The organism is Rhizobium sp. BK098 (genome assembly GCF_014193155.1).
Lineage (GTDB): Bacteria > Pseudomonadota > Alphaproteobacteria > Rhizobiales > Rhizobiaceae > Rhizobium.
This window is the reverse complement of record NZ_JACHYY010000002.1, coordinates 342,950-361,182: the sequence shown is the minus strand read 5'-3', so window position 1 is coordinate 361,182 and position 18,233 is coordinate 342,950. Positions and strand designations below refer to the sequence as shown.

Below are 18,233 nucleotides of genomic sequence, written 5' to 3'. Positions count from 1 at the left end.
GATCGGCTATTCGATCAAATCTTCCCGGCTCGCTGCAGCGTCATCATGTAGACGTCGTAGCTGTATTCGGCGACCTGGGTGTAGAGATAATGCTGGCCGCGGAAGCTCTTGATCGATTCCCAGATCTTCTTGAAGGTCGGGTTGTTGGCTTCCATCTCGGCATAGACCTCGTTGGCCTTGTCGAAGCAGGCATTCATGATCTCGGTGCTGAAGGGTCTAAGCTTCGCCCCTTCGGCAACGACCCGCTTGATGGCAGCCGGGTTCAGGTAATCGTATTTCTGCAGCATGTTCGCGTCCGTCGCCTGCGCGGCCGTGCGCAACAGCGATTGATAGGCCTTCGGCAGGCCTTCATAAGCCGCCTTGTTGAACATGACGTGCACGGTCGGGCCGCCTTCCCACCAGCCGGGATAATAGTAGTAGGGCGCGACCTTGTAGAAGCCGAGTTTCTCGTCGTCATAGGGGCCGACCCATTCGGCCGCATCGATCGTGCCCTTCTCGAGAGCCGGATAGATGTCGCCGCCGGCGATCTGCTGCGGCACGACACCGAGGCGTTCGACCACCTTGCCGGCAAAGCCGCCAATGCGCATCTTCAGGCCCTTGAGATCAGCAAGCGTGTTGATTTCCTTGCGGAACCAGCCGCCCATCTGCACGCCGGTATTACCGGCCGGGAAGCCGATCAGCCCCTGCGTCGCCAGGAATTCGTTGAAGAGATCGATGCCGCCGCCGTGATATTGCCAGGCATTCATGCCGCGGGCGTTGAGCGCGAAAGGAACGGCGGCTCCCAAGGCCCAGACCGGATCCTTGCCCCAATAATAATAGGCGACCGAATGGCAGGCCTCGACGGTTCCGGCCGAGGTCGCGTCGGCCGCCTGCAGACCAGGCACGATTTCGCCGGCCGCAAACACCTGGATGTTGAAATTACCGTCTGTGGCCTCCGACACATATTTCGACAGCACTTCGCCGCCGCCATAGATCGTATCGAGCGATTTCGGAAACGACGATGTCAGGCGCCAGTTGATCTTCGGATTGCTCTGGGCAATGGCCGGAGCAGCAAGCGTTGCGGCAGCTGCCACCGAACCCGCACCGGCGACGCCGGCCTTGCGCAGAAATGAACGACGATCCATTTATTACTCCCCCCGGATACGAGCGGGCGGGCTGGCCCGCTCTTCGTGATCACGGCTGCAGCTAATCACGCCCCTCGACGCGTTTCAAGCGTATCGGAAGCTCGTGCAACCATTGATTTTTGCTCGAACCCGGGAGTGGGGCGGCCTAGAGGTTTTTGCCTTTCACGATCGTTTCCCGCAGGAAGCTGTAGCCCAGCGCGGTACGTGTCGCGCGTTCCGTCGAAGCGCCGTCGCCGCCATGGCCGCCCGAGCCGAATTCGTGGAACAGCGGGTGATGGCCGAGCGCTTCCAATTGAGCCGCAAAACGCCGGGCATGAGAGGGGTGAACCCGGTCGTCATTGCTCGAGCTTTCGATGTAGATCGACGGATAAGTGATCTCGGAGGTAGGCTTGACATTGTGCAGTGGGGAATAGCTCAGCAGGTAATCGCGGTCCGCCGGATTGTCGGGATCGCCATATTCGTCGATCCAGGCATTTCCGGCCGGGAAGACATGGAAGCGGGTCATATCTAGGACAGGCACCTGGCACCAGATGGCACCGAAATCCTTTGGGTAGCGTGTCGTCATGACGCCGGTCAAAAGCCCACCATTGCTGCCGCCATTGCCGGCAATGCGCGACGGCTTGGTATAGCCGCGAGCGACGAGATCGCGGGCGACGGCGGCAAAGTCCGCGAATGCCTTGTGGCGTCCGTGCCCTTTGGCGGCACGGTGCCAGTTCGGTCCGAATTCGCCGCCGCCGCGAATATAGGCCATGACATAGGCGTTGCCTTGCTCCAGCCAGCGGCCAATGACGCCGGAATAATAGGGGCCAAGCGAGACGTCGAAGCCGCCATAGCCATACATCAGCACCGGCAGTTCACCCTTGGTCCAGCTTCTCGGCAGGACGATATGATAGGGAACTTTCGTGCCGTCTTCGGAAGTGGCTTCCAGCAGGACGGAACTCATGCCTTCGCTGTCGAAATAGGTTGGGGAGCTGGCAATGTGCTTGAGTTCAAGCGGAGTCTGGCGATCGCCAAGATTCAGCCGGTAGGAGGAGGGCGGCTGCAGAAAGCCCGCGCCATAGACCTGCAGTGTATCGTCGCCGAGATGCAGATCGGAATAAAGCGGTGCGACCGACACCGTCTGAACATCCGCCGGCAGCGCGATTTCGCGGATTTCGGCATCGGTCCTGGTTAGATCGAGAACGAAGAGATGCGGTTGCATATGGTCCGAGACGATGAAGACGCACCATTCGCGCAGCAGCAGGAATTGCGAAACCGATTGCCGCTCATTGGGCGAAAACAGGATGCGTCTTTCATCAGCATCGCTCTTGCCGGGCTCCCGCGGCAGGGGCTGCAGGGCTAGGCTACCGGATGGAAGCCGCTCATCGGTCTTGGCAAGCCAGATCAGATGGGAGTGGTTGAACCCGAACTCGGCATCCTTCGGCAGGTCGATCCGTCGCAGCGAACCGTCCCCATCCTCGATGAAATGGCTGGCGCTGCCGATTTCGTGACCTGCGCTGAAGATCCGGATCGGCTTGCCCGCCTCTCCCGTCGCAAGACCGGCGAGCTGCGGATCGAAGATCGAACAGGAGCCATAGATGTCGCTGTCATCGGCGGCATAGAGCACGGGCGCATCCGCCGGCGACTGTCCACGTTTCAGGCGGCGGCCGACGCGCGGCCAGCCGGAACGCGTCGAGGATTCGCGGTCGATCGAGCCGAAATAGGCGATTTCGTCACGGCTGAGCCAGGTCGCGTGACTGCGCACGGCCGGCGTGTCGAAGCCGCCTGCGACGATGCTCTTCGTCTCGCAATCGAATTCGAGCATGCGAATGTGATCGGAGCCGCCATCGGAAAGACAAAGCAGCACCCGCGTCGGCTCCCACGGGCAGGTGATGGCGCCGCGCCAGAGCCATTTCCTGTCTTCCTGTGCACAGAAAGCATCGAGATCGAAGATCGGTTCCCACGGCGCATCGGGCAGGGGTGTGCGATCGGCCGGCAGCCGATACCAGCGACCGAGCGGATGATCGGCGCTGCGATGAAAATCGAACAGCCAGTTGCCGCGCCGAGTGGTGGTGATCAGCCGGTCCTCGCGTTCGATCATGTCCTTGATCGCGATGCGATCCGCCTCGAATTCCGGCGTCTTCAGCAGCCGCTCGGAGTCCGCATCCATTTTGGCGACGAATTGCAAGGTTTGCGGATCGTCGTCGCGTTCGAGGTGGAGGTGCATGGCGGCTCCGGATTCTATTGCTGATGGTGATGAGGCATCAACAAACCAAAATACGGACGCTGAAGCAACCGTGCTTCCGCGCCCCGTATTGGTCATAGATTTTTCGGTATCGACCCGGCTCAGCGGACCATCTTGGTGCCGGCCTGCGCGACGAGATTGGTCGCCGGACCCGGTTCGCGCTTGTATCTCAGCGTAACGACCTTGTAGCCCTCATTCTCCAGCCTGCTCAGGAGAGCAGGCAGCATCCTGACAGTACGCTGATGAATGTCGTGCATCAGGACGATACCGCGGCCGCGCTGATGGAGCTGCTTCATGGTGCGATCGACCACCGAGGCGGGCGTCGAGGTGAAGTAATCCTTGCTGTCGATATCCACGTCCATGACGATCATGTCGCGGGCCGCGATGGCGGAGCGCAGGCGCTTGGAGTCAGCGAGATAGGGGAAGCGGAAGAAAGGAACATCCGTGCCGATCGCCTTGGTGACGGCATCCTTGCCGCGGGCGATCTCGGTCATCGCCGCGTCGAAGGTCATCTTGTCGAGATCGGGATGGCGGAAAGTGTGGCTGCCGATCGCATCGCCATGCGCAAGCACTTCGCGTGCCGTCGCTGGATGAGCCTTCGCCATTTCGCCAACCATCATGAAGGCGGCCTTGACGCCGAATTTGTCGAGCGTGGCGAGAATGCGTTCCGTCTTGCCGGGAGCCGGGCCATCGTCGAAGGTCAGAATGACCTCCTTGTCGGCGAGCCTGATATCCTTGAGCGAGGAGACTTCCAGGGTACGGCCGGCGAGATTGTGCGGACCGTTCATGCCGGCCAGGTCATCGCGGGTTTCGAGATCGGCAACGAGCCATTTCTTCGGCTCCATCTCGATGGGATCGTTGGCTTTCAGAGACTTGTGGCGCGGCTCCTCGGCGGCATAGCTGCTCTTCAGCGACGCTTCATTGCCTGGCTTCGTGGCGCATCCTCCGAGAGCCAGGGACACGGCAAGGCCAGCCAGCAACAGACGGTAGTTCATCAGAATCGCTCAACACTATGTCTATGAAAGTTGAGCGCATATTCTGCAGTTATGGTTAATGATCGGTTAGGAGCGACCGCGAATTCCTTAACAAGCAGTCAGCTTCAGCCGGCCATGCCGCTTTCATATTCCGATGAAAGTTCCAGCCACTGCTCCTCGGCTGCCGCAAGCTTCTCGGCGGCATCGGCGCGCTGCTTTGCCTTTTCCGCAGCCTTTGCCGGCGCCTTCTCGTAGAGGGCGGGGTCCGCAAGTTCTGCATCAAGAGCCTGAATCAGTTTCTCAAGCTTGCCGGTCAAGGATTCGATTTCGTTGATCTTCTTCTTGAGCGGCGCCAGCGACGCGCGCCGATCGGCGTTGAGCTTGCGCTGATCCGCTTTGGAAACGGAATCGTCGATGCCGTTCGTCTTGGCCTTCTCGTCCTTCGACTTCGGGTTGGCGACGACGAGGCTGCGGTATTCTTCCAGGTCGCCGTCGAAGGTCGTGACCGTGCCGTCGCGCACCAGCCAGAGCCGGTCGACGGTGGCTTCGATCAGATGGCGGTCGTGTGAGATCAGGATGACGGCGCCGGAATAATCGTTCAGCGCCTGGATCAGCGCATTGCGGCTGTCGATATCGAGATGGTTCGTCGGTTCGTCGAGGATCAGCAGGTTCGGTGCGTCGAAGGCGGCAAGGCCCATGAGCAGCCGCGCCTTCTCGCCGCCGGAGAGATCCTTGACCTGCGTGTCCATCTTCTCCGTCGCCAAGCCCATCTGCGCGACGCGGGCGCGCACCTTCGCCTCCGGTGTCTCCGGCATCCGGCGGCGGACATGCTCGACGGCTGTCTGGTTCGGAATGAGATCGTCGAGCTGATGCTGGGCAAAGAAGCCGATCTTCAGGTTCGGTGCGAGCCTGACTTCGCCGCTCTCCGCGCCCAGCCGGCCTGAAATGAACTTCGCGAAGGTCGATTTGCCGTTGCCGTTGGAGCCGAGCAGCGCGATGCGGTCGTCGGCATCGATGCGCAGGTTCAGGCGCTTGAGGATCGGCTTGCCGGGCTCATAGCCGACAGCGCCGCCGCTGATCGCGACGATCGGTGAGGCGGGCTGCTTTTCCGGCTCCGGAAAGCTGAAGCCCATCACATGGTCTTCGATGACGGCGGCGACGGTGCCCATGCGCTCCAGCGCCTTGATGCGCGATTGCGCCTGCCGTGCCTTCGAGGCCTTGGCCTTGAAGCGATCGATGAAGCTCTGCAGATGCTTGCGCGCCGCATCGTTCTTCGCCTTCGCCTTCATCTGCAGCTCGTCGGCTTCAGCTTTCTGCCGCTCGAACTGGTCATAGGAGCCGCGATAGAAGGTGAGTTTCTTCTGGTCGAGATGCACGATGGAGTTGACGGCCGTGTTCAAGAGATCGCGGTCGTGCGAGATGATGATGACCGTGTGAGGGTAGCGGCGGATATAGTCCTCAAGCCAGAGCGTGCCTTCAAGGTCGAGGTAGTTCGTCGGCTCGTCGAGCAGCAGCAGATCCGGCTCGGAAAACAACACGGCCGCAAGAGCCACGCGCATGCGCCAGCCGCCGGAGAACGAGGAGGCGGGACGCTTCTGCGCGTCGTGGTCGAAGCCGAGGCCGGCGAGGATGCTGGCGGCACGCGCTTCGGCCGAATGCGCATCGATATCGGCAAGCCGCGTCTGGATATCGGCGATGCGGTGCGGATCGGTCGCGGTTTCAGCTTCCGCGAGCAGTGCGGAGCGCTCCTTATCCGCTGCGAGGACGATATCGATAAGGGGTTCCTCGGTGCCGGGGGCCTCCTGCGCAACCTGGCCGATGCGGGCATTGCGCGGGATCGAGACCGAGCCGCTTTCGGCAGCAAAATCGCCGGTGATGATCCTGAACAGCGTGGATTTGCCAGCACCGTTCTTGCCGACGAGGCCAGCCTTCGTGCCCGCCGGAAGCGTCACGCTGGCATGATCGATGAGAAGGCGGCCGGCAATGCGGGCGGAAAGGTCTGAAATCGAAATCATGGCGCGGTTTTGGCCGAACTCGACGCCGAAGGCAAGAGCGCGAAGTCGCTTAGGCGCCAGCCTTTTGCGAGGGCTTCGTGAGGTTGGCGCAGTTGCGCAGCCGCTCGGTCAGCTCAGTTTCGTAGAGCATGAGATTGCTGAGAGAGGCATTGAGGCTGTCGAGGGCGGGGTTCGCATTCGCTGCCGTTTCGGTCTCGCGGCTAAATCGCTGTTTCTTCATCAGCCCCTCGGCGAGCTGATCTGCGACTTCGCGGAGCATTTCGGCAGCATCGCTTTCCGATTTGCGCGCCACCAGCCCGCAATGGCTGACGAGACGATACTTCAGGCCGATTTCGTCGAGCCCGCTTTGTGAGGGAAGGGGGCCAAGCGCCTCGATTTCTTCGGCAAGACGGCGATCCTGCCCGTAAAGCGCCTCATGAAAGAGCTGATAGTTGCGCGGCAGGTTCTTGACCTTCAGCCGCGTCATGAAGCGGCCGATGATCTCGAGCTCGGTTTCCGTTTCATCATTATCGATGGAATATGCCGAAACGCTTGTTTGCGAGTTCTTCATGCCTGCTTCTGACCGTGAGCTGATATATCTTATCAATCTGCAGGTCGGCAGGTTAAGGGAACATGAACAAAATGCCTTATTCACGCTGCATCGCAACAAAATGAGGCAGGTGCTCAACGCTTTGGCGTAAGCGGAAAACAGCAATTCGCTTTCCGCTCACATCCAGCGTGTTCCTTCACTGCGCAGGAAGTTCAGCAGGTCCAGCGCCAGCGACGGCTTGCCCATGGATGTCAGGATGGTATGGCACTGGCCGCGGTGGTGGGTGTGGTGGTTGAACATATGTGATATCGCCGCATGGAGGGGAACGGTGATGGCGCCCGGTCGCAGGATCGAGGTATAGGTAATATCGACGGCAAGCGCGTCGGCATCGAGTGTTTCCAGCCAGGTGATGATATTTCGATCTTCCGCCTCCCGTAAGCTGTAGAGTCCTTTAAGCGTGTCGTGAAGGACGGTCTCGAGTGACGCCGGCACCCCGCCGGTGCCGTTGAAACGGTGCATCCACAGCCGATCCGTGACAAGCAGATGGTTCAGCGTTCCGTGGAGCGAACCGAAGAACGCGCCGCGATCCTCGTGGAATTCTGCATCACGGAGGTCTGCCGCAGCGTTGTAGACCTGAACATTTGCCCAACGATTGTAGTCGGCAAGCATCCTGAAATGTTTGAGCATATGACCTCTCCTCAATGGTGCGGCGATGTTGCCGCCGAGTTTGCGAATAAACCGTCGCAATGCCATCGGTCGATTGCGAATCGGATGACCGGACTGTGACAGCGGCGTGAAATTGGCCGATCCCCCTTGTTTTCGGGCCTTGGGGCAGGTAAAGACCGCCCACTTTTCTCTGATTACAAGGAATGGACCCATGGCGATTGAACGTACTTTCTCGATGATCAAGCCGGACGCGACGAAGCGCAACCTGACCGGCGCCATCACCAAGGTTTTTGAAGACAACGGCCTGCGCGTCATCGCCTCCAAGCGTGTCTGGATGAGCAAGCGCGAAGCTGAAGGCTTCTACGCCGTTCACAAGGAACGTCCGTTCTTCGGCGAACTCGTTGAAGGCATGACCTCCGGCCCGACCATCGTCCAGGTTCTCGAAGGCGAAAACGCCATCCTGAAGAACCGCGAAATCATGGGCGCGACCAACCCGGCCAACGCTGACGAGGGCACGATCCGCAAGACCTTCGCTCTGTCGATCGGCGAAAATTCCGTTCATGGCTCGGACGCTCCGGAAACGGCTGCCGTCGAAATCGCCTACTGGTTCTCCGAAACCGAAATCGTCGGCTGAATCAGCCTTTCGGCTTCAGCGCTGAACGATTTGAAATGACTCATGAAAGCCGGGACCTTGCGTCTCGGCTTTTTTTCATTTCAGCAAATTAGACTCCCTCTCCCCGCGGGCGGGGAGAGGAGAGTACCCACCGCACCCTTCACGCCGGGCAGGCGGCATCATGTCCATAATCGGCGCTGCCATCGCCCTTGAAGACATCTGGATTGGCGGTATAGACCGGGCCGACGACCAGTGGCTTCGTCGGCAGCACGGTCTGGTCGAGATCGGATTTGACCTCGGTCTTGATCGTCTGGATCGTCTTGTCGCTGGCATCGACCAGCTTGATCGAGACGGAGTAAGGGCGGTCCTTGCGGACGCAATGGAGATCCGGACTTTCCAGCGTGATCTTGTCCCAGAATGTATAGATCTTCTGGTTGACGACAAGCGGATCGCCGCCGGCCGGATTTTCGAATTCCGCGATCGCCTTTGTTCCCTCCGGGATCGGGGCGATCTTCTTGAGCGTGATCATGTAGCTCGCGCTCGCTACCCGGTAGTTGAAGACGAAGAGGCGGCCGGTGAGCTGGGTCGGGCCCTCATCGTCCTTCCGCTGGCAGCCGGCCAGCGCCAGGCCGGCAACGATCCCGGCACCTGTCATTGTCAGCATGATCTTTCGCATCGTCATGGCGCAGTCTCCTCTTTCTTGCGCCGGTAATGCCGGCTGGCTTTGGCCCGGTTGCCGCAGACCGCCATGTCGCACCAGGCGCGGCTCTTGTTCTTGCTGCGGTCGATAAAAAGCCAGCCGCAGTTGCGGCATATCTTCATTCGTTCCGGATCAGGCATGGCGATAAGGCGCAGCGTCGAATGCACGGTTGCGGCATCGAGCCCATTGGAGGAAGCGCGCTTCAGGACCCCAGCCAATGCCGCAAGCAGATCGGCGAGCAGCAGATCGGCAGCCTCCCCAATGACGCGTGCCCGGAAATAACGATCGATCAATTCGCGGAGTGCGATGAAATCGGTTCGGTTTTCCCGCTTCACCGGCAGGATATCGCCGAAGAGAGCCCGTTCGGCGCAGAAATTGGCTGCCGCCTTCGGAAAGCTATCCATCTGTCCTGCCGCCTCGAAACGGTCGATCCGGCGCTCGTCGTCATGGCGCAGGATCACGCTGTTGGCGACATCGAGCGCAAGCGCGCCACCGGAAAAGCGATGTGGGGTCCAGGTAAAACTCATAACAAAAATTATAACTGGTAAAATGAATTTTGCCAGTTACTATTTGCTCGTTCTTCGGAGAGGTGGAATGGCCTATCTTCTGCAGCAATTGGCGAATGCCGTTCCGCTCGCTGCACTTTATGCGACGCTGGCCTTCGGCTATTCCATTGCCTTCGGTGTCATGAAGCGGGCCGATATCACCTATGGCGCGCTCTTCGCCTTTGCCGGCCAGATGCTCGTGCTCTTCACGGACGTCGGTTATACGAAGATGTATCTCATCCTGCCGGCTGCCTTTGCTTTCGGGGCCGTGATCGCCGTCGGCTATACGATCGGCACCAGCTTTCTGGTCGGCCGAGCGATCATGCTGCCGCTATCGCGCAAATCGCCGAACACGGTCATCGTCGCAGCACTCGGCATGATGATCATCCTAATGGAAACGGCGCGGCTGGCGTCCAATACGCGCGGCATCTGGCTGCCACCCTTTCTGAACGGTGCAGTCGTGTTCTGGGACAGCGGTAGTTTCCGCGTCACACTGACCGAAATCCAGCTGCTTAACACCGTGCTGATGATCCTCGTTATCTTTATAGGTGCCTATGTCCTCAAATGCACCGGATGGGGCCGCATCTGGCGGGCCGTTACAGATGACGCGCTTGCAGCCGAACTGTGCGGCGCCAGCGCCAGCCGTGTCTTTCTGACGGCCTATGTCGCCTCCGCTATGGTCGCGACCATCTGCGGTCTGCTAGCTACTTCCTACTACGGAACCATGGATTTCGGCGCAGGGCTGATGTTCGGGCTGAAGGTGCTGATGATTGCGGCGGTCGGCGGCTATTCCGAGCCGCTGAAGTCGGCCGGCGGGGCTGCGCTGCTCGGCCTGACGGAGACGATGTGGGGAGCTTACGGTCCGTTCCTTTGGCGCGATTTCGTCATCTTCTCGTTGCTGGTGCTGCTGCTGGTGCTGAGCCGCCGTGAACGAGTGGTGCCCTGAAGCCTACTTGTTACCAGCCCATTTGGCCCGCGCGGCATCGTCGGCATCCTTGGCGGAAACCCAACCGCCTTGCGTGCCATCCTTGCCGTGTTCCTTCTTCCAGAATGGCGCGGAGGTTTTCAGGAAATCCATGACGAAATTGGCGCCGTCGAAGGCGGCCTGGCGATGCGGTGCCGCGGCAATGACGAGCACGATATTCTCGCCGGGCGCGATCTTGCCGTAGCGGTGAATGGCAGCCAGGCCAAGAAGCTCGAAACGTTCGATGGCAAGCTTGGCGATGCGGTCGATCTCCGCTTCCGCCATGCCGGGATAATGTTCGAGTTCCAGCGCACCCAAAGTGCCGCCTTCGTCACGGCAGAGCCCGGAGAAGGTGACGACAGCGCCGATATCGCGTCGCCCGTCGGTCAGCCGATCGATCTCCGCCTGGAGATCGAAATCCTTGCGCTGAACGCGGACTACCGGCTGAATAGCCATCGGCTTATCCCCCTGTCATCGGCGGGAAGAGCCCGATCTCGCGCGCTCCGGCGATAGGCTCATCGTGCTCGGCGTGCTCCATATTGATCGCGACGCGGATCGCCTGGGGGAATTGAAGTGCCGCCTCGTATTCTTCGCCCAAGCCCTTCAAATGACTCAGGAGATCGCCGACGGTAACGACATCGGCGGGCAGGGAAATCTCTTCCTCCGCTTTGCCGATCCGCTCGCGCACCCAGGCGAAATAGACGAGCTTCGTCATCATTCCTCATCCACGACATGCTTCAGCCCGGCCCGGAAATAATCGTAGCCGGTATAGATGGTCAAAAGCGCTGCGACCCAGAGCAGGACGATGCCTATTTCCGTCGTATAGGGTAGCACCTTGTCGCCCGCCGGCCCAGCCAGAAGGAAAGCGATGGCAACGAGTTGGGCGGTCGTCTTCCATTTCGCGATCCGCGTCACGGGAACGCTGACCTTCAACGCCGCCAGATATTCGCGCAGGCCGGAGACGAGGATTTCGCGGCAGAGAATGATGATGGCGGCCCAGAGCGACCAGCCGGCAATGGTGCCGTCGGCAGCGACCAGAAGCAGGATCGCCGAGACCAGCAGTTTGTCGGCAATCGGATCGAGCATGCGGCCGATATTGGAGGTCTGATTCCAGATGCGTGCAAGATAACCATCGAGGAAATCGGTGATCGAGGCGATGACGAAGATCCAGAGCGCGACCCAGCGGGCGAAATCGGAACCCTCCAGCTTGCCTTCGACGAAGAAGCAAAGAACGATCAGAGGAACGCAAATGATGCGGCCGTAGGTGAGCAGGTTGGGGATGCTGTAAGCGCGCGAAGCCATGGAAATCGTTTCGTTTCGGTTGTCTCGGCGGATCGCGATGAGCCTCGATTTCGGGTTTCATCGCGCTCCGAGCATTTGATTTTCTTGATCTTCTCCAAAAACCGCTTCGCACTTTTTGGGATCAAGTCATAGATGATGGTTTGGCGACCTTATCGTCAATATTGTTTCTGTTTTTTCACCGTCATTGCGTGGAATTTGCGACGGGCATTGCTTATTTCGCGGCGTCCTCGTGGAAATGGTTGTAGACCTGCCGCGCCACGGTTTCTGATATGCCCTCTACCGCCATCAGATCCGATAGCGCTGCCCGCGACACGGCTTTGGCGGTGCCGAAATGCTGCAGCAGCGCGCGCTTGCGCGAAGGGCCGATGCCGCCGATCTCGTCCAGCGGATTTCTAACCATCTCCTTCTTGCGCCGGGCACGATGCGAGCCGATCGCGAAGCGGTGCGCCTCGTCGCGCATGCGCTGGATGAAATAGAGCACGGGATCGCGCGGCGGCAGCGAGAAACTTTCGCGCGCTGGAGCGAAGAAGCGCTCGCGCCCGGCCTCGCGGTCGACGCCCTTGGCGACGCCGATGGCGATGACGCTGTCGGTGATCCCGAGCTCCTCGAGAATGGCGCGTACGGCGGTCATCTGCCCCTGGCCGCCATCAATGAGGATGACATCTGGCCAGGCCGGGAAGGGCTGGTCGGCTGCATCGGTGCCGGATGCTTCTGCGGCAGCTGTCCGATCAGGCTTTCCTTCCTCCTTCAGGAGGCGCGAGAAGCGGCGGGTCATGACCTCGCGCATCATGCCGAAGTCGTCGCCCGGCGTGATGTCGGTCGATTTGATGTTGAATTTGCGGTATTGGTTTTTGACGAAGCCTTCCGGCCCGGCGACCACCATCCCGCCGACCGCATTCGTGCCCATGATGTGGGAGTTGTCGTAGATCTCGATGCGTTGCGGTGTGTAGGGAAGCTTGAATGTTTCTTTGAAACCTTCGAGCAGCCTCGATTGCGAGGCGGTTTCCGCCAGCTTGCGGCCATGCGCCTCGCGTGCATTGGCGATGACATGCTCGACCAAATCGCGCTTTTCGCCGCGCTGCGGCACGAGGATCGCGACCTTGTGGCCGGCTTTCTCGGTAAGCGCTGCCGCCAAGAGTTCCATTTCCTCGATGGTCTCCGACAGCAGGATCTGCCGCGGCACGGGCTTGTCATCATAGAATTGCGCAAGGAACGCGTTCAGCACTTCGGCGCCCGAGAGCGATGGATCGGCCTTGGGGAAATAAGCGCGATTGCCCCAGTTCTGCCCGGTGCGGAAGAAGAAGACCTGGATGCAGGAAATGCCGCCCTCGTGATGGATGGCGAAGACATCTGCTTCCTCCACTCCGGCCGGATTGATGCCTTGATGGCTCTGCACATGCGAAAGCGCGGCAAGCCGATCGCGAAAGATCGCGGCGCGCTCGAAATCCAGATCTTCGGCGGCGGCATTCATCGCCTCGGCCATATGCGCCTTGACGTTCTGGCTCTTGCCGGAAAGGAAGTCCTTCGCTTCCTGCACCAGTTCCGCATAGCCTGTATCGCTGATCTCATGCGTGCAGGGGCCGGAACAGCGCTTGATCTGATAGAGCAGACAGGGCCGCGTGCGCGTCTCGAAGACGCTGTCGGTGCAGGTGCGGATCAGAAAGGCCCGCTGCAGCGAATTGATGGTGCGGCCGACCGCGCCGGCCGATGCGAAGGGCCCGAAATAGTCGCCCTTTCGCGCGCGGGCGCCGCGATGCTTGAAGATCGCCGGCGCGCGATGATCGCCCGTGATCAGAATATAGGGGAAGGATTTGTCGTCCCGCAGCAGCACGTTAAAGCGCGGGCGCAAGCGTTTGATGAGATTCGCTTCCAGCAGCAGCGCTTCCGTCTCCGTGCGCGTGGTGACGAATTCCATATTGGCGGTTTCGCGCACCATACGGGCGATGCGGTTGGAGTGCACCTTGCCCAGCGCGTAGTTGGAAACGCGCTTCTTCAGGTTTCGCGCCTTGCCGACGTAGAGTACGTCGCCGGCTTCGTTGAACATGCGATAAACGCCGGGATTATTCGGCAGCCGCTTGACGAATTCGGCGATCAGTTCGGCGCCGCGAAGCCCGGTCTCGTTCTTGCCGCCTTCATTCCAATCGACAGGCGCAACAGGGGAGGCGGCGGCATCGCCCTCCACCTCGATGTCGTCTTCGATATCCTCTGATTCGTCATAGAGAACGCCGCCATCGGGCAGCTTTCTTCCATTCATTCCGTACTCTCCGACACGTCTGGCGTTTCCCAGGCAAGGTGCTGGCCGCCATCGAGCGCTATCATTTGGCCCGTGATCGAGGGTGTGTCAAAAAGAAAGCGGATGGTCCGGCCGAATTCTTCGAGCCTCGGCGCCGCCTTCAATATGAGGCCGTCGATCTGCGCTTGAAAGTCCTCCTCGCTCTGCCGCACGCTGCGCACCGTCGGACCTGGGCCGATCGCATTGACGCGGATACGCGGCGCAAAGCTCTGCGCCATCGTCTGGGTTGCGGTCCAAAGAGCAGCTTTCGACAGCGTATAGGAATAGAAGCGGGGATTAAGCGCCCAGACCCGCTGATCGACCATGTTGACGATCAGGCCCGGATAGGGTTCGGGAAGCTGCCGGACGAAATCGGCAGCCAGAATGGATGGCGCGCGCACGTGCACGGCGAAGTGCGCCTCGAAGGCTTCGGCGTCGAAATGATCGGCGGAATCACCGAGGAAAGCCGAGGCGTTGTTGACCAGAAGATCGAGCGGACCAAGAGCATCCGCGGCCCTTTCGACGAGGTCTGACGTCTCGGCCAAATCTCGCAGATCGGCCTTGATCGCAATCGCCTTGCGGCCGGTTTGCCGCAGTTTCGCCGCAATTTCTTCCGCCTCGGCGAGGGACTGATGGGCATGCAACGCCACCGCGAAGCCATGAGCCGATAAATCCTCGGCAATTGCCAGACCTATTCTTTTGGACGCGCCGGTAATCAGCGCCGTGCGTAGTTTTTCCTGGCTCAAGAGATCGCCTTCTGCTCGTCGTTACCCGATCGATGTTCATATAGGGCGTCGATACACCATATGAAAAGATGTATGAGCAAATGACACGCTTCGGAATTTCTTATGTAAAACTTGCGATATATTTAGTTTAAAATAAGTATACATGCTTTAATCATTGGTTATGGTTAATAATTCCTCTGTTGCGATGAAGCAACATCGAAATTCAGCCACCTCTGTGCCACAATGATATCATATTTTGGCTCTTCCAATTCCTCATTTGCATTCCAATTTCAACCTCGATCCGGGAGGGATATGTTTAATTGCTCGTGGCGCTTCACAGTCGAAGACAGTAAGCGAAGCGCACGGGCCTGAAAGGAGAAAAGTATGCGTACTCTTATCAAGACCCTCATGGTCTCCACTCTCGCCCTCGGTGGCTACACCGCAGCTCACGCCGCTGACGCTGTCGAGCAGATTCCGCAGCCGCCCGTCGCTCAGGAAGCAGCTCCGGCCGTCAACAACTGGTCCGGCTTCTACATCGGTGGTGCAGGCGACTGGAGCAAAGGTCATTTCAGCCACAATGGCAACGGCTATGGCTTCGGCGGCCAGGCCTTCACCGGCTACAACTGGCAGCAGGGCCAGATCGTATACGGCGTTGAAGCAGACCTCGGCTACGCCGGCATTGACAGCACCCGCAACGGTCTGACCGCCAAGAATGGCGTCAATGGCTCGGTTCGCGGTCGTATCGGCTACGACTTTAACCCGTTCATGCTGTATGGCACGGCCGGTCTGGCGCTCGGCCAGAACAAGCTCGAAGACGCTACCTCGTCTGACAGCAAGACGGCTGTTGGTTACACGGTCGGTGCAGGTGCTGAAACCTTCATCACCAACAACATCACCGCTCGCCTCGAGTACCGCTACACGGACTACGGCAAGAAGAACTTCGACCTCGACTCCGGTCGCTTCTCTCGCGGTTACGACGAGCAGAGCGTAAAGGTCGGTATCGGCGTCAAGTTCTAATCATCTGAAGGCATAGCCTGAAGAAAAGGCCGGGGTGAAAACCCCGGCTTTTTTGCATTACGCCTCGGAATGTTTAGGTGGCTTCCTTCGGGAAGTCAGTCGAGACGGCCAGTTCGCGCCAATCGGCCAGCTCTCTGGCGACATATTCGTTCTTGGTCTCGATCGCGCCGACCGTATCCGAGCCGAAAGGCATGCGCAGAGGCGGGTTCGCCGAATGGGCAAGCGTGATCATCGATTTTGCAAGACGTTTGGGATCGCCGGGCTGAGCGTGATTATGGTCGGCCGCGAAATCGCGCATCGCTCCGGCCGGAGTGTCCCTGTAGTCGGCAATCGAACTCGGGCTGACTGCAAGCGAGCTTTCATTGAGGAAGTCGGTGCGGAAAAAGCCGGGTTCGACAACGGTGACCTGGATGCCGAGCGGCTGCAACTCCGCTGCCATCGCTTCGGAGAGGCCTTCGATGGCGAACTTTGTCGAGCAATAGACGCCCCAGCCGGCAAAGCTCTGATAACCGCCGACCGAGGACATGTTGATGACATGGCCCGAACGCTGCCGGCGCATGTGCGGCAGGACGGCGCGCGTGACCTTCAGCAGGCCGAAGACGTTGGTCGCATAGAGCTTTTCGATTTCCTCGGCAGTTGCTTCCTCCACGGCACCCAGAAGCCCGTAGCCGGCATTATTGACAAGGACGTCGATCTTGCCGAAACGCTTGACGGCGATCTCGGCGGCTTCATGGGCCTGCGCCTCGCTCCATACGTCGAGGGCGACGGATAGGAGGTTCGGGTGATTGCCGAACTTCTCCGCCAGCCCAACGGGATTGCGAGCTGTAGCGACAACGGCGTCGCCGGCGGTGAGGGCTTCTTGAGTGATAAGGGCACCAAACCCGCGGGATGCACCCGTAATGAACCAAACACGCATGGCTTTCTCCTTCGTGAGTTTGCAATTCCATAGATGGAATTCGCTTGCAGGAGAAAGGTAGCTTGATGGTATCGCTGAGATAATCTACTTTCTCTTCCATGAAGAACTGAGAAAATCTCACCAATGCGACGCATCCGTTCGATAGATCTGACGATCTTCCTTGCAATTGCCGAACACCGTAGCTTTCGCAAAGCGGCGGTGGAATTGGGGGTGACTCCCTCCGCGCTCAGCCATTCGTTGCGCGCCATCGAGGAGCGGCTGGATGTGCGGCTGGTCAATCGCACCACCCGTGGCGTCGGCTTGACGGAAGCCGGCGAACGCCTGTTCGATCGCATCCGCCCGGCGTTTCTCGATATCGACGATGCGCTGGAGGATCTCGATAAATTCCGCGGCCAGCCCTATGGCAAGCTGCGCATCAATGCCCCGCGTCCTGCAGCCAGGATGGTATTGCTGCCGATCGTGTCGCGGTTCCTGAGGACTTACCCCGCCATCGAAGTCGAAATCGTAGTGGACGATGCGCTCGTGGATACGGTTGCCTCCGGTTTCGACGCCGGCATACGGTTCGGCGAACGCATCGCCGCCGACATGATCGCTGTCCCCATCGGGCCTCGCCAGCGGACGGCGATCGTCGGCTCGCCCGAACATTTTCAGCATTTTCCCAAACCGCTCACGCCCCACGATCTGAAGGATCACCCCTGCATCCGCTACCGTTTCGCGAGCGGCACCTATTATCGCTGGGAGTTCGAGCGCGGGGGCATCGAGCTGGAGATCGAGGTGCAGGGGCCGCTCACGCTTGGCGATCTCGATATCATGCTGGATGCCGCTATCAATGGCTCCGGTCTTGCCTTCGTATTTGAAGATCACGCGCTACCGGCCTTGCGGGATGGCCGGCTGATCCGCGTGCTTGAGGACTGGTGTCCTTATTATCCCGGATTCTTTCTCTATTATCCGAGCCGCAGGCAGTTGCCGACGGCTCTGCGCGCCTTCGTCGATTTCGTAAAGGCCGACGCTGCCCGCCAGGGCTGAGTCGACGGCGTCAGACTTGCGGCTTCATCGCCGGAAAATCGGGGAAATGCTTCTCGAACTTGCGTGCCCAGTCCGTCAATCCCGCATACTCCCCTTCCCATTGCCCTTCGAAGCGGAGCTGCAGATAGCCGATGAGGGAGGCAAGCGCGAAGTGACCCGCATGCAGCTTTTTGCCGATCTTCGGCGGCTCGGCGTCGAGATGGGTGAGGGCGCGGCTGACCTTTGTCCACTGGCGGTCGATCCAGGGCTGATGCTGCTTCTCGGGTTCGCGAAGGCGCCGCTCGTAGACGATCGACAGCAGGCACTCGTTGGTGCCGTCGATCAGCGCTTCCAGAACCTCGATTTCGGTGCGTTTACCCCTCTTCGAAGGATAGAGCCCACCCTCGCGCCGGTCGAAATAATGCATGATGGCGCGGCTGTCGAAAATGGCCTCACCGTCGCCGGTCAGCAATGTCGGGATCTTGCCGAGCGGATTGTTGTCGATCAGCAGTGTTGGACCGGCATTCGTATCGACGTGGATTTCCTCGAGCTTGATGCCGAGATGGCGTGCGGCCATGCGCACCTTGCTGGAGAAGGGGGAGGTGGGCGAGCAAAGAAGTCTCATGAAATCACCTGTCGGAT

The 18,233-nt window shown here is 59.7% G+C and carries 19 protein-coding genes; 4 read left to right on the top strand and 15 right to left on the bottom strand.

From position 1 onward, the window contains the following. Window positions 1–14: 14 nt before the first annotated feature. From FHT73_RS06610 to FHT73_RS06585, 6 genes are all read right to left on the bottom strand, one after another. Complete coding sequence (locus FHT73_RS06610; RefSeq protein ID WP_183710472.1) at window positions 15–1,124, bottom strand: TRAP transporter substrate-binding protein; 1,110 nt, start codon at window positions 1,122–1,124, stop codon at window positions 15–17. Window positions 1,125–1,269: 145 nt separating this feature from the next. Beyond that, on the bottom strand, window positions 1,270–3,330 hold the full coding sequence (locus tag FHT73_RS06605; RefSeq protein ID WP_183710470.1) for a prolyl oligopeptidase family serine peptidase: 2,061 nt from the start codon (window positions 3,328–3,330) through the stop codon (window positions 1,270–1,272). Window positions 3,331–3,449: 119 nt separating this feature from the next. Further along, the gene (locus FHT73_RS06600) at window positions 3,450–4,343 is read right to left on the bottom strand and encodes a polysaccharide deacetylase family protein (RefSeq protein WP_112414631.1); all 894 of its coding nucleotides are present in this window, start codon (window positions 4,341–4,343) and stop codon (window positions 3,450–3,452) included. 104 nt (window positions 4,344–4,447) lie between these two features. Further along, window positions 4,448–6,337 carry an ABC-F family ATP-binding cassette domain-containing protein gene (locus FHT73_RS06595; protein WP_112607289.1) on the bottom strand — a complete coding sequence of 630 codons (1,890 nt, stop codon included), beginning with the start codon at window positions 6,335–6,337 and terminating at the stop codon, window positions 4,448–4,450. A 49-nt stretch (window positions 6,338–6,386) separates the two neighbouring features. Continuing rightward, the gene (locus FHT73_RS06590; protein WP_112607287.1) at window positions 6,387–6,887 is read right to left on the bottom strand and encodes a hypothetical protein; all 501 of its coding nucleotides are present in this window, start codon (window positions 6,885–6,887) and stop codon (window positions 6,387–6,389) included. Window positions 6,888–7,043: 156 nt separating this feature from the next. Next, window positions 7,044–7,553: a DinB family protein gene (locus tag FHT73_RS06585; RefSeq protein WP_183710468.1), complete on the bottom strand. Its 510-nt coding sequence runs from the start codon at window positions 7,551–7,553 to the stop codon at window positions 7,044–7,046. A 190-nt stretch (window positions 7,554–7,743) separates the two neighbouring features. On the opposite strand from FHT73_RS06585, the gene ndk reads away from it, so the two are divergent. Beyond that, a complete protein-coding gene (gene ndk / locus FHT73_RS06580; protein ID WP_004122188.1) occupies window positions 7,744–8,166 on the top strand; it encodes a nucleoside-diphosphate kinase in 423 nt (140 codons plus the stop codon). Window positions 8,167–8,305: 139 nt separating this feature from the next. On the opposite strand, the gene FHT73_RS06575 is transcribed toward ndk, so the two are convergent. After that, complete coding sequence (locus tag FHT73_RS06575) at window positions 8,306–8,827, bottom strand: hypothetical protein (protein ID WP_112414633.1); 522 nt, start codon at window positions 8,825–8,827, stop codon at window positions 8,306–8,308. Beyond that, window positions 8,824–9,372 carry a CGNR zinc finger domain-containing protein gene (locus FHT73_RS06570; RefSeq protein ID WP_183710466.1) on the bottom strand — a complete coding sequence of 183 codons (549 nt, stop codon included), beginning with the start codon at window positions 9,370–9,372 and terminating at the stop codon, window positions 8,824–8,826. Before FHT73_RS06570 ends, FHT73_RS06575 begins: the two co-directional genes overlap by 4 nt. A gap of 67 nt (window positions 9,373–9,439) precedes the next feature. Between FHT73_RS06570 and FHT73_RS06565 the strand changes: the two genes are divergently transcribed. Then, window positions 9,440–10,336 carry a branched-chain amino acid ABC transporter permease gene (locus tag FHT73_RS06565; protein WP_183710464.1) on the top strand — a complete coding sequence of 299 codons (897 nt, stop codon included), beginning with the start codon at window positions 9,440–9,442 and terminating at the stop codon, window positions 10,334–10,336. Window positions 10,337–10,339: 3 nt separating this feature from the next. Here FHT73_RS06565 and FHT73_RS06560 read toward each other — a convergent pair whose 3' ends face one another. The 5 genes from FHT73_RS06560 to FHT73_RS06540 form a co-directional block, all read right to left on the bottom strand. Beyond that, on the bottom strand, window positions 10,340–10,810 hold the full coding sequence (locus tag FHT73_RS06560) for a molybdenum cofactor biosynthesis protein MoaE (protein ID WP_183710462.1): 471 nt from the start codon (window positions 10,808–10,810) through the stop codon (window positions 10,340–10,342). A 4-nt stretch (window positions 10,811–10,814) separates the two neighbouring features. After that, a complete protein-coding gene (gene moaD, locus FHT73_RS06555) occupies window positions 10,815–11,069 on the bottom strand; it encodes a molybdopterin converting factor subunit 1 (RefSeq protein ID WP_069616328.1) in 255 nt (84 codons plus the stop codon). Beyond that, window positions 11,069–11,656 (bottom strand): CDP-diacylglycerol--glycerol-3-phosphate 3-phosphatidyltransferase, encoded by a 588-nt coding sequence (gene pgsA, locus FHT73_RS06550; protein ID WP_183710460.1) that lies wholly within the window; start codon window positions 11,654–11,656, stop codon window positions 11,069–11,071. Before pgsA ends, moaD begins: the two co-directional genes overlap by 1 nt. Before the next feature lie 211 nt (window positions 11,657–11,867). Next, entirely contained in the window at window positions 11,868–13,910 is a 2,043-nt protein-coding gene (gene uvrC / locus FHT73_RS06545) for an excinuclease ABC subunit UvrC (protein ID WP_183710458.1), read from the bottom strand. Continuing rightward, window positions 13,907–14,674: an SDR family oxidoreductase gene (locus FHT73_RS06540; RefSeq protein WP_183710456.1), complete on the bottom strand. Its 768-nt coding sequence runs from the start codon at window positions 14,672–14,674 to the stop codon at window positions 13,907–13,909. Before FHT73_RS06540 ends, uvrC begins: the two co-directional genes overlap by 4 nt. A 363-nt stretch (window positions 14,675–15,037) precedes the next feature. On the opposite strand from FHT73_RS06540, the gene FHT73_RS06535 reads away from it, so the two are divergent. Beyond that, window positions 15,038–15,670: an outer membrane protein gene (locus FHT73_RS06535; RefSeq protein ID WP_112607277.1), complete on the top strand. Its 633-nt coding sequence runs from the start codon at window positions 15,038–15,040 to the stop codon at window positions 15,668–15,670. Between the two features lie 73 nt (window positions 15,671–15,743). Here the strand turns inward: FHT73_RS06535 and FHT73_RS06530 are convergent, their stop codons facing one another. Then, the gene (locus tag FHT73_RS06530) at window positions 15,744–16,586 is read right to left on the bottom strand and encodes an oxidoreductase (RefSeq protein WP_183710454.1); all 843 of its coding nucleotides are present in this window, start codon (window positions 16,584–16,586) and stop codon (window positions 15,744–15,746) included. Between the two features lie 123 nt (window positions 16,587–16,709). Here FHT73_RS06530 and FHT73_RS06525 point away from each other — a divergent pair, with 123 nt between their 5' ends. Next, complete coding sequence (locus FHT73_RS06525) at window positions 16,710–17,612, top strand: LysR family transcriptional regulator (protein ID WP_183710442.1); 903 nt, start codon at window positions 16,710–16,712, stop codon at window positions 17,610–17,612. Between the two features lie 10 nt (window positions 17,613–17,622). On the opposite strand, the gene FHT73_RS06520 is transcribed toward FHT73_RS06525, so the two are convergent. Continuing rightward, window positions 17,623–18,216 (bottom strand): glutathione S-transferase, encoded by a 594-nt coding sequence (locus tag FHT73_RS06520; protein WP_183710440.1) that lies wholly within the window; start codon window positions 18,214–18,216, stop codon window positions 17,623–17,625. Window positions 18,217–18,233 lie beyond the last annotated feature (17 nt).

Excerpts from the sequence above, each read along its gene's own strand:
- uvrC (WP_183710458.1), bottom strand. The coding sequence starts at position 13,910 with ATGAATGGAAGAAAGCTGCCCGATGGCGGCGTTCTCTATGACGAATCA.
- FHT73_RS06520 (WP_183710440.1), bottom strand. The coding sequence starts at position 18,216 with ATGAGACTTCTTTGCTCGCCCACCTCCCCCTTCTCCAGCAAGGTGCGC.
- FHT73_RS06575 (WP_112414633.1), bottom strand. The coding sequence starts at position 8,827 with ATGACGATGCGAAAGATCATGCTGACAATGACAGGTGCCGGGATCGTT.
- FHT73_RS06590 (WP_112607287.1), bottom strand. The coding sequence starts at position 6,887 with ATGAAGAACTCGCAAACAAGCGTTTCGGCATATTCCATCGATAATGAT.
- FHT73_RS06570 (WP_183710466.1), bottom strand. The coding sequence starts at position 9,372 with ATGAGTTTTACCTGGACCCCACATCGCTTTTCCGGTGGCGCGCTTGCG.
- pgsA (WP_183710460.1), bottom strand. The coding sequence starts at position 11,656 with ATGGCTTCGCGCGCTTACAGCATCCCCAACCTGCTCACCTACGGCCGC.
- FHT73_RS06535 (WP_112607277.1), top strand. The coding sequence starts at position 15,038 with ATGCGTACTCTTATCAAGACCCTCATGGTCTCCACTCTCGCCCTCGGT.
- FHT73_RS06525 (WP_183710442.1), top strand. The coding sequence starts at position 16,710 with ATGCGACGCATCCGTTCGATAGATCTGACGATCTTCCTTGCAATTGCC.
- FHT73_RS06595 (WP_112607289.1), bottom strand. The coding sequence starts at position 6,337 with ATGATTTCGATTTCAGACCTTTCCGCCCGCATTGCCGGCCGCCTTCTC.
- moaD (WP_069616328.1), bottom strand. The coding sequence starts at position 11,069 with ATGACGAAGCTCGTCTATTTCGCCTGGGTGCGCGAGCGGATCGGCAAA.
- FHT73_RS06585 (WP_183710468.1), bottom strand. The coding sequence starts at position 7,553 with ATGCTCAAACATTTCAGGATGCTTGCCGACTACAATCGTTGGGCAAAT.
- FHT73_RS06565 (WP_183710464.1), top strand. The coding sequence starts at position 9,440 with ATGGCCTATCTTCTGCAGCAATTGGCGAATGCCGTTCCGCTCGCTGCA.
- ndk (WP_004122188.1), top strand. The coding sequence starts at position 7,744 with ATGGCGATTGAACGTACTTTCTCGATGATCAAGCCGGACGCGACGAAG.
- FHT73_RS06605 (WP_183710470.1), bottom strand. The coding sequence starts at position 3,330 with ATGCACCTCCACCTCGAACGCGACGACGATCCGCAAACCTTGCAATTC.
- FHT73_RS06600 (WP_112414631.1), bottom strand. The coding sequence starts at position 4,343 with ATGAACTACCGTCTGTTGCTGGCTGGCCTTGCCGTGTCCCTGGCTCTC.
- FHT73_RS06530 (WP_183710454.1), bottom strand. The coding sequence starts at position 16,586 with ATGCGTGTTTGGTTCATTACGGGTGCATCCCGCGGGTTTGGTGCCCTT.
- FHT73_RS06610 (WP_183710472.1), bottom strand. The coding sequence starts at position 1,124 with ATGGATCGTCGTTCATTTCTGCGCAAGGCCGGCGTCGCCGGTGCGGGT.
- FHT73_RS06560 (WP_183710462.1), bottom strand. The coding sequence starts at position 10,810 with ATGGCTATTCAGCCGGTAGTCCGCGTTCAGCGCAAGGATTTCGATCTC.